The organism is Glycocaulis sp., from assembly GCF_052168375.1.
Lineage (GTDB): Bacteria > Pseudomonadota > Alphaproteobacteria > Caulobacterales > Maricaulaceae > Glycocaulis.
In genome coordinates, this window is sequence record NZ_JBQLZR010000061.1 from 1 (window position 1) to 5,270 (window position 5,270).

Annotated in this window: 7 protein-coding genes and 1 pseudogene; all 8 read left to right on the top strand. The window is 62.9% G+C overall.

All coding sequences use genetic code 11. The features are described from left to right. A partial coding sequence (locus ACTS2Z_RS02480) for a cbb3-type cytochrome c oxidase subunit I (RefSeq protein WP_442571651.1) occupies positions 1–1,034 on the top strand: 1,034 nt, incomplete at its 5' end. Between the two features lie 34 nt (positions 1,035–1,068). Then, a complete protein-coding gene (gene cyoE / locus ACTS2Z_RS02485) occupies positions 1,069–2,049 on the top strand; it encodes a heme o synthase (RefSeq protein ID WP_442571657.1) in 981 nt (326 codons plus the stop codon). Positions 2,050–2,055: 6 nt separating this feature from the next. Beyond that, entirely contained in the window at positions 2,056–2,229 is a 174-nt protein-coding gene (locus tag ACTS2Z_RS02490; RefSeq protein WP_442571652.1) for a hypothetical protein, read from the top strand. Positions 2,230–2,236: 7 nt separating this feature from the next. Continuing rightward, positions 2,237–2,821 carry a cytochrome c oxidase assembly protein gene (locus ACTS2Z_RS02495; RefSeq protein ID WP_442571653.1) on the top strand — a complete coding sequence of 195 codons (585 nt, stop codon included), beginning with the start codon at positions 2,237–2,239 and terminating at the stop codon, positions 2,819–2,821. Positions 2,822–2,936: 115 nt separating this feature from the next. Next, positions 2,937–3,815, top strand: a complete 879-nt coding sequence (locus tag ACTS2Z_RS02500; RefSeq protein WP_442571654.1) for a cytochrome c oxidase subunit 3 — start codon at positions 2,937–2,939, stop codon at positions 3,813–3,815. An 8-nt stretch (positions 3,816–3,823) separates the two neighbouring features. Next, complete coding sequence (locus ACTS2Z_RS02505) at positions 3,824–4,192, top strand: DUF983 domain-containing protein (protein WP_442571655.1); 369 nt, start codon at positions 3,824–3,826, stop codon at positions 4,190–4,192. 26 nt (positions 4,193–4,218) lie between these two features. After that, a complete protein-coding gene (locus ACTS2Z_RS02510) occupies positions 4,219–4,914 on the top strand; it encodes an SURF1 family protein (RefSeq protein ID WP_442571656.1) in 696 nt (231 codons plus the stop codon). Next, positions 4,907–5,270: pseudogene (locus ACTS2Z_RS02515) on the top strand (TetR family transcriptional regulator); the annotation flags it as partial. The gene ACTS2Z_RS02510 and the pseudogene ACTS2Z_RS02515, both read left to right, overlap by 8 nt.

Here is a 5,270-nt window from a genome sequence, read left to right on the forward strand (position 1 = left end):
ACATGCGCGCGCCGGGCATGACCCTGCACAAGATGCCGCTGTTCGTGTGGTCGATCCTCGTCACCGTCTTCCTGCTGCTGCTGGCCGTTCCGGTTCTGGCTGCTGCGCTGACCATGCTCATCACCGACCGCAATTTCGGAACGACCTTCTTCGATCCGGCCGGCGGCGGCGACCCGGTCATGTTCCAGCACCTGTTCTGGTTCTTTGGTCACCCGGAAGTGTACATCCTGATCCTGCCGGGCTTCGGCATGATCTCGCACATCGTGTCGACCTTCTCGAAAAAGCCCGTGTTCGGCTATCTCGGCATGGCCTACGCCATGGTCGCGATCGGCTTCATCGGCTTCATCGTGTGGGCGCACCACATGTACACGGTCGGCATGGACGTGAACCTGAAGGCCTATTTCGTGGCGGCCACGATGATCATTGCGGTGCCGACCGGCATCAAGATCTTCTCCTGGCTGGCAACGATGTGGGGCGGTTCGATCAGCTTCCGCACGCCGATGCTTTGGGCTGTCGGCTTCATCTTCCTGTTCACCGTGGGCGGTGTGACGGGTGTGGTGCTGGCCAATGCCGGTGTGACGACCTCGCTTCATGACACCTATTACGTGGTGGCACACTTCCACTACGTGCTGTCGCTCGGCGCGGTGTTCTCGATCTTTGCCGGCTTCTATTACTGGTACGAGAAGATGTTCGGGGTGAAGTACAACTCCTTCCTCGCCCGTACCCAGTTCTGGCTGTTCTTCATCGGCGCGAACGTCATCTTCTTCCCGCAGCACTTCCTCGGCCTGCAAGGCATGCCGCGGCGCTATGTGGACTATCCTGATGCGTTTGCCTTCTGGAACTATGTCTCGTCGATCGGTTACGCGATCATGGCGGTGGGCATGCTGGTCTTCTTCGTGCTGCTAATCGAATCGATCCTTCGCCAGCGCAAGGCCGAAGCCAATCCGTGGGGCGAAGGCGCAACCACGCTGGAGTGGACCCTGTCCTCTCCGCCGCCCTTCCACCAGTTCAACGAGCTGCCGAAAATCAAGTAGGTCTCCTGCCGAACGAGAGGTCAGTTGCGTGTCTGTGACTGAAAAACCGGCTGAAACGATCACGGGCGGGGCTGCAAGCGCAGCCTCGCCCGCTGACTATATCGCGCTGATGAAACCGCGCGTGATGACGCTCGTCGTCTTCACCGGACTGGCAGGTCTCGTTGCGGCGCCAGCCGACATGAACATGCTGGCGGCAGCGATTGCCATGCTGGCACTGGCGCTGGGTGCTGGCGCGGCAGGGGCGTTCAACATGGCCTATGACGGCGATATAGACGCTGTCATGCGCCGCACACGCCTGCGCCCTGTGGCGCGCGGCATCGTGCCCAAATCGGAAGCCTACACGTTTGGCGGCGTGTTCACGCTCGCCTCGGTGACGCTGATGGCTCTTGTCGCCAACTATGTCGCCGCAGGGCTTCTGGCGTTTTCCATCTTCTTCTATGCGCTGGTCTATACGGTCTGGCTAAAGCGCTCGACGCCCCAGAATATCGTCATTGGCGGGGCTGCCGGCGCCTTCCCGCCCATGATTGGATGGGCCGCCGCGACGGGCAGCATCAGCCTCGATTCTGTGATCCTGTTCCTGATCATCTTCCTGTGGACGCCGCCGCATTCCTGGGCGCTCGCGCTCTACAAGTCTGGCGATTATGCCGCAGCCAACATTCCGATGATGCCGGTCGCCAGGGGCGCCGCCTCCACGCGCCGCCAGATCATGATTTATGCGCTCGCCTATGTGGCGATCAGTGCCGCGCCCCTTGCCACCGGGCTTGGCGGGCTCATCTACGCAGGTGCAGCGCTTCTGGGCGGTGCCCTCTTCCTCTTCCTCTCCTGGCGGGTGCTGAACTCGCGCGCAGGCGAGGCGGGCACTGATGAGGACGGGCTTTACGAGGTTCGCGCCGGGGACCGGGCCGCCCGCGATCTCTTTGCCTTCTCCATCGCCCATCTGGCGCTTCTGTTTGCCGCCCTCATTGCCGAGCATGGCGCCGGCCTCTACGTCGCGCTTGCCCGGTTCTGGAGCTAGAGAGCCATGACCCAGTCCGATCCCAAACAACCCGCTTCGCCGCCCGCCCTTACGCCGGAGCAGGAAAAGGCCCGCAAGCGGCGCAATGTCGCGATATTCTGGAGCTTGATTGCGTTTATACTGCTGATCTTCGTTGTGACGCTTCTGCGTCTGAGCAGCAATATTTCCGCCGGAGCCTGAACCTGAAATGCGACTGCCGTCCCTGTCCGGAAACCTGAAAGTTCTCGCCATTTGCATCGGCCTGGCGCTGGGCATGGTGGGCATGGGCTATGCGGCCGTTCCGCTGTACGACCTGTTCTGCCGGGTCACCGGCTATGGTGGCACCACGCAGGTGGCCCAGTACGACCCCGACCAGATTCTCGACCGGACGGTGACGGTACGGTTTGATGCCAGCCGCGCGCGCGGATTCCCTTGGGAGTTTGAGCCGCTTCAGCGCGAGATGACGGTGCGGATCGGCGAGACGGCGCTGGCCTTCTACCGGGTCTCGAACCCGACTGACGCGCCTGTCACCGGTATTGCGACCTACAATGTCACCCCGTTCAAGGTGGGGCCGTATTTCGCCAAGCTGGAGTGCTTCTGCTTCACCGAGCAGACGCTTGGCCCGGGCGAAAGCATGGAAGTCCCGGTGGTGTTCTTCATCGATCCGCTGATGGATGAAGAGCGCCGCAATGATGACGTCCATACCGTGACGCTGTCATACACCTTCTTCGAGGCCAGCGATTCGCGGGCCCGCAACCTTGCCCAGCGTGCGCCGGAGGCTACCGGACGCTAGGCAGGGCATTACGCCTGGGCGGGCTGAAATGCAGCGCGCCATGTGATTGATCAGGGGGCTGGGGGCGGTTATAGCTGCGCTCTGGAACGACCCCAAGGAAGAGCAGGAGAGGCCGATGGCTGGCGGCGCTGTCAAACATGACTACCACCTCGTTGATCCGAGCCCGTGGCCGTTTGTCGGCTCGCTGGCCGCGTTCATCCTGGCGATCGGCCTGGTAATCTACATGGGCGGCCTGTCCACGGACGAGGAAAGCTGGGCTTTCTTCCTCCTGCGTGAAGGCTCTCCTTGGATTCTCGCCCTTGGCGGCCTCGGCATCGTCTACACGATGATCGGCTGGTGGGGCGATGTGATCAAGGAATCACTGCGCGGCGACCATACGCCGGTTGTCGATATCGGCCTGCGCTACGGCATGATCCTGTTCATCGTGTCGGAAGTCATGTTCTTCGCCGGCTGGTTCTGGATCTTCTTCGAAGCGGCAATCTTCCACGATGCGCGCGCCGGTGCGACCTGGACGGGCGAGGCTATCGGCATCGACTATTCGGGTTGGGAAAGCTGGCCGCCGCCGGGCGTCGAAACCTTCGACCCCTTCCACCTGCCGCTCATCAACACGCTGATCCTGCTGCTGTCTGGCACCACGGTGACCTGGGCGCACCACGCGCTGCAGCATGGTGACCGCAATGGCGCCAAGTGGGGTCTCATCCTTACCGTTGCACTCGGTGCGCTGTTCACGCTCGTGCAGGCCTACGAATACACCCACGCCTATTTCGAGTTTGGCGGCAATCTCTACGGTGCCTCCTTCTTCATGGCGACGGGCTTCCACGGTGCGCACGTCATCATCGGTACGGTCTTCCTGGCCGTTTGCCTCCTGCGCCTGCTGGCGGGTCAGTTCACCCCGCAGAAGCATTTCGGCCTCGAGGCGGCTGCCTGGTACTGGCACTTCGTCGACGTGGTCTGGCTGTTCCTGTTCGCCTTCGTCTACGTCGTCTTCCAGTAGTCAGGCTCATGCATTCTCCCCACCCCGTCATCGCAGGGATCAGCGGACGCTGTCCCCGGTGCGGGGAGGGGAGGCTGTTTGCCGGCTTCCTGAAGTTTGCGCATGAATGCGAGTCCTGCGGACTCGACTATGATGCGGCCGATGCCGGAGACGGTCCGGCCGTTTTCATTATCCTGATTGCCGGCTTCATCGTGGTGCCGCTTGCGCTGGCGGTCGAGTTGGCCCTGACCCCGCCCCTATGGCTCCATGTCGTTCTCTGGCTGCCATTGTCGCTGGGTCTGTGCCTTGCGCTTCTGCGCCCGTTCCGCGGTGTCATGCTGGCGCTGCAATGGCATCATTCAGCGCGCGAAGCGCGCCTTGACGACACCGACAGCTAGCCTGTCCCGCTGGAAGGATGCGGCCCATGCACTTCCGCCCCATGCCGATACTCACCGTGCTGACGCTGGCTGCGCTCGCCTTCCTGCTGACGCTGGGCGTCTGGCAAAGCCAGCGCATGGCCTGGAAAGAAGCCGAGCTGCAACGCTGGCAGACGGCTGCTGCCAACCCGGCGCGCGACCTAGATGAAGCCCTGTGCGCCGACGAACCGTTTGAAGGACGTGCCGTAGGCTACTCGCCCGAACCCGAGAGCCGCGCAAATGTGCGCGTGTATGGGCGTGCGCTGGACGATAACAGCCCGGGCTGGCGGATTTTCGTGCCCGCGGCGGCACCTGCCTGCATCGAAGGCGGCATCATGCTCGTCGAGACCGGTTTCCAGCCCTTGCTGGAAACGGGCGGGGCGTTCCGGGCTGTGAGCGCGTGGCGTATCGAGCGCCCGGCTGAGCCCGGTCCCTTCACCCCGCCCGCAGACCCTGCCGAACGCACCTTCTATGCCTTTGACCGTGATGGCATGGCGCAGGCGCTGGACCTTGAACCGGGTGTCCTCTCAGACAGCTGGTGGCTGGCTGAGAATACCGGCGAACCGCCTGCTTTCCTGACGGCCACCCCGCCGGAACGCCACTTTGCCTATGCCGTGACGTGGTTTGGCATGGCGGCGGCGCTGCTCGCGGTATATCTGGTCTTCCATGGCGTTCGCGGACGGCTGGGATGGCGCCGTGGCTGATCAGAATGGCCACACGCGCGCCGCGCAAGGCAAGCGTGAAACACTGGCTGAGCGTCTGGCCGATTATCTGCTGACGCACGGGCTCGATGCGGCAAGCCTGCGACCGCTTGCCAGCGGGGCCGGGCTAAGCGACCGGATGCTGATTTATTATTTCGGTACGCGTGATGCGGCGATAGAGGCGGGTCTGCTTGCAACAGCGGCCCGTCTGGAAGCTCAGCTGGATGCGCAGCGTGTTGCGAAGCCTCTCGCGCCGAGCGCTTTGGCGGATCATCTGGAACGCATGGTGCTTGATGACCGGTTCGACCTGTTCATGGCGCTTTGGTTCGATGTCGTGGCACGGGCTGCCCGTGGGCAGG